Below are 3,009 nucleotides of genomic sequence, written 5' to 3'. Positions count from 1 at the left end.
GTGCCCGCCCCTTCGGCAAGCCCATCGCTCTTCCGGAACCCTTCGCCTTCGACCTGGACACGGCCGACCTCCTCGCGGAGCGCCGACGGCGTGCAGCCCCCCTCGGCACCGGCCGGCCCGCCGAACTCCCCCTCTCCGCCCATCTGAAGCTGCTGCGGCAGGCGGGCTTCGGCACGGCCGGGCCGGTGTGGCAGTACGGCGACAGCTGCGTGGTCGTGGCGGTGCGCTGACCCTGCGCATCACCCGGGCGCCCTGCGCCGGATGGCGGGCAGGGGCGGGCATTCCGACAATGCATGCAGAGGCCGCCTTATGGTGATGTCGTCGGCCGCCCCCGGCGGAAGCGCCCCGAGCGGCACACCCCCACGCGAGGAGCCCCCATGACCACCGCCGAGCACACCACCCACGAGAACCACGCGCACGCCCACGGCGACGACTGCGGCCACCTCGCCTTCACCCACGGCGACCACACCGACTACGCCCACGACGGCCACATCCACCGGATGCACGACGGCCACGCCGACGAGTGCGCGGGCGGCGGTCACACGGTGCACCGGAACCACGACCACGAGCACGGCGACGACTGCGGCCACCTGGCCGTGCGGCACGGCGACCACACGGACTACGTGCACGACGGCCACCGTCACGCCGCTCACGAGGGTCACTGGGACGACCACTGAGGCAGCTCGGGCCGGATGCCGTCCGGCACGTTCGGGTCAGGCCGTCCCAGTGGACGGTGCGGTCGCACCAGCGCTCCAGCAGGATGCGGTCGTGGCCGACGGCCAGCAGGGCGGCACCGGTCGAGGACCGGTAGCTCTCGACGGCCGCGACCCGGGCTGCCGCGGTGGAGGCGTCGAGCATCGTGGTCATCCCGTCGCACACCAGCAGGCGTGGGCGCAGCACCAGAGCCCGGGCGAGGCAGACACGTCGCAGCCGGCCGTCGCTGACCTCGTGCGGCCGCCTGGTGAGCAGGTCGGGGGTGAGGCCGGCGGCGGGGCCGACTCGGCCGCTCAGGCCTGGGTCAGCGTGACGTCCTGCCCCTGGACCGCGTGGAAGCTGGGCAGGGGCAGGCCGCCGAAGGTGCGCAGCTCCATCAGCGTCGCCTCGACATGGGCCGCCCCGGCCAGAACGCGCCGGGCACGGTCTGGCCGGTGTTCCCCCCAGCGGTACTCCGCGCCGTCGCACACGGCCCGGGTGCCGCCGACGCCGTGACGGGTCGTCGAGACGCCCTGGCCGGCGGAGGAACTGACGAAGTCCGGGCCGCTGGAGCTCGTGCGGCGGTAGGTGCCGGACAGGGTGACGGCGCCGTCGGCGGTGTTCCGGCCCACGTCATCGACCGACACGGAGCCGGTCGGGGCGAGGGCGGACGCGGTGGCGGGCGCCGCGCCGGCGCCGATGAGCAGGAGCAGCGCGGCACCGGCCGCCGCGCCGGGAAGGGGACGTACACGCATGGGGAAACCTCCCGGAAAGAAGTGGAATTGCGGCTTCCACTCGCACCGGCCCTGCGGGTCGGCGCCCATGACCCCTCGCCCCCTTCGGTGGTGAGTCCGCGCCGGCCGTCGTGGAACCGTGCTGGGAATGTCCTGGGCGTGTCACGCTTCCCGTCGGGCCGTTCCGATGGCTTCGGCACGGGAGGATGGTCTGTCTGTACGAGTCGTCCGAACCCCTCGGACGGCCCTACCGACGTGGAGGTGCGCCATGTGTGCCCACCAGCCCCAGTGCCCCGTGACCGGCTCCCCCGCCGCACACGTCGTGGCGGCCCGCCCCGAGCAGGGGTGGAGCCTGCTGTGCGACGGGACGGTGGTCTTCGACGACACCGGCGAACTGCTGCCGGACGGACGCATGGTGCAGCCGCGCCGGGTGACCGCCGCGGGGCCGGCCGTCGCGGCCTGACCCGAGGGCCGCCGCACAGCGGCACGGCGGTCCCGCTAGGGCAGGACCGCGAAACCGTCCAGTTCCACCATCGCCTCCGCGTCCCACAGCCGGACTACCTCGACGACCGCCATGGCGGGATAGTCGCGACCGGCCAACCGGCGCCAGGTGCGGCCCAGTTCGGGCGCGTGCGTACGGTACGCCTCGACATCCGTGGCGTAGACGGTGACGCGCGCCAGGTCGGAGGGCGTACCACCGGCCGCCGCGAGGGCGGCCAGCAGGTTGGTGAGGGCCCTCTCGAACTGCTCGGCCAGGGTGCGGCCGACCACCTTGCCGTCGGTGTCCAGGGCGGTCTGCCCCGCGAGGAACACCACCCGCGACCCGGACACCACGACGGCGTGGGAGAAGCCGGTCGGCGGGGACAGCTCGGGCGGGTTGACGCGCTCGGTGCTCACCGGGCCTCCAGACGGGCGTACAGCTCCTTGGCGATGATGCCGCGCTGCACCTCGCTGGCCCCCTCGTAGATGCGCGGGGCACGCACCTCGCGGTAGAGGTGTTCGAGCAGATGGCCGCGTTGCAGCGCCCGGGCGCCGTGCAGCTGGACGGCCGTGTCGACGACGTACTGCGCGGTCTCGGTGGCGAGCAGTTTCGCCATGGCGGAGCGCCGGGGCACGTCCGGGGCGTCCGCGTCGTACGCCGACGCCGCCGCGTGGACCATCAGCCGGGCCGCCTCCGTGCGCAGGGCCATCTCGGCGACCTGGTGCGAGACGGCTTGCAGGTCCCGCAGCTTGCCCCCGAAGGCGTCGCGCCCGGCGGTGTGGGTGAGCGTGGCATCGAGGGCCGCCTGCGCCATGCCGACCGCGAACGCGCCGACGCTGGGCCGGAACAGGTTGAGCGTCCCCATGGCGACCCGGAAGCCGCGGTCCACCTCGCCGAGCACGTCGTCGGCCGTCACCGGTACGGCGTCGAAGTCGAGGGCGCCGATGGGGTGCGGCGAGAGCATATCGAGCCCGCGGCCGGCCAGGCCCGGCCGGTCGGCGGGCAGGACGAGGAAGCCTGGCGGGTGCTGTTCGAGGAACCGATCGGCGTCGCCGTGGAGGAGCGCTTCGAGGACGACCTGGTGCGCGGCGTCGTCCTCAC

5 protein-coding genes and 2 pseudogenes are annotated in these 3,009 nt (G+C 74.0%); 3 read left to right on the top strand and 4 right to left on the bottom strand.

All coding sequences use genetic code 11. The features are described from left to right. Together ABZ281_RS44295 and ABZ281_RS44290 are read left to right on the top strand one after the other, a co-directional pair. A pseudogene (locus ABZ281_RS44295) lies at window positions 1-230 on the top strand (hypothetical protein); the annotation flags it as partial. 147 nt (window positions 231-377) lie between these two features. Beyond that, entirely contained in the window at window positions 378-677 is a 300-nt protein-coding gene (locus tag ABZ281_RS44290; protein ID WP_356663928.1) for a hypothetical protein, read from the top strand. A 43-nt stretch (window positions 678-720) separates the two neighbouring features. Here the strand turns inward: ABZ281_RS44290 and ABZ281_RS44285 are convergent. Both ABZ281_RS44285 and ABZ281_RS44280 read right to left on the bottom strand, forming a co-directional pair. Further along, a pseudogene (locus ABZ281_RS44285) lies at window positions 721-984 on the bottom strand (ABC transporter ATP-binding protein); the annotation flags it as partial. A 23-nt stretch (window positions 985-1,007) separates the two neighbouring features. Continuing rightward, window positions 1,008-1,448, bottom strand: coding sequence for a DUF6299 family protein (locus ABZ281_RS44280; protein ID WP_356663926.1), 441 nt, complete (start codon window positions 1,446-1,448; stop codon window positions 1,008-1,010). A gap of 247 nt (window positions 1,449-1,695) precedes the next feature. Between ABZ281_RS44280 and ABZ281_RS44275 the strand changes: the two genes are divergently transcribed. Next, on the top strand, window positions 1,696-1,890 hold the full coding sequence (locus tag ABZ281_RS44275) for a DUF5999 family protein (RefSeq protein WP_356663924.1): 195 nt from the start codon (window positions 1,696-1,698) through the stop codon (window positions 1,888-1,890). A 35-nt stretch (window positions 1,891-1,925) separates the two neighbouring features. Here ABZ281_RS44275 and ABZ281_RS44270 read toward each other — a convergent pair whose 3' ends face one another. Both ABZ281_RS44270 and ABZ281_RS44265 read right to left on the bottom strand, forming a co-directional pair. After that, window positions 1,926-2,324, bottom strand: a complete 399-nt coding sequence (locus tag ABZ281_RS44270) for a RidA family protein (RefSeq protein WP_356663922.1) — start codon at window positions 2,322-2,324, stop codon at window positions 1,926-1,928. Beyond that, window positions 2,321-3,009, bottom strand: a 689-nt coding sequence (locus tag ABZ281_RS44265; protein ID WP_356663920.1) for an acyl-CoA dehydrogenase, incomplete at its 5' end; no start/stop codon positions are given. The genes ABZ281_RS44270 and ABZ281_RS44265, both read right to left, overlap by 4 nt.

It is taken from the genome of Streptomyces sp. NPDC006265 (assembly GCF_040613555.1).
GTDB lineage: Bacteria > Actinomycetota > Actinomycetes > Streptomycetales > Streptomycetaceae > Streptomyces.
Note: the sequence above shows the minus strand (reverse complement) of the source record. Positions and strands in the feature narration are given on the sequence as shown.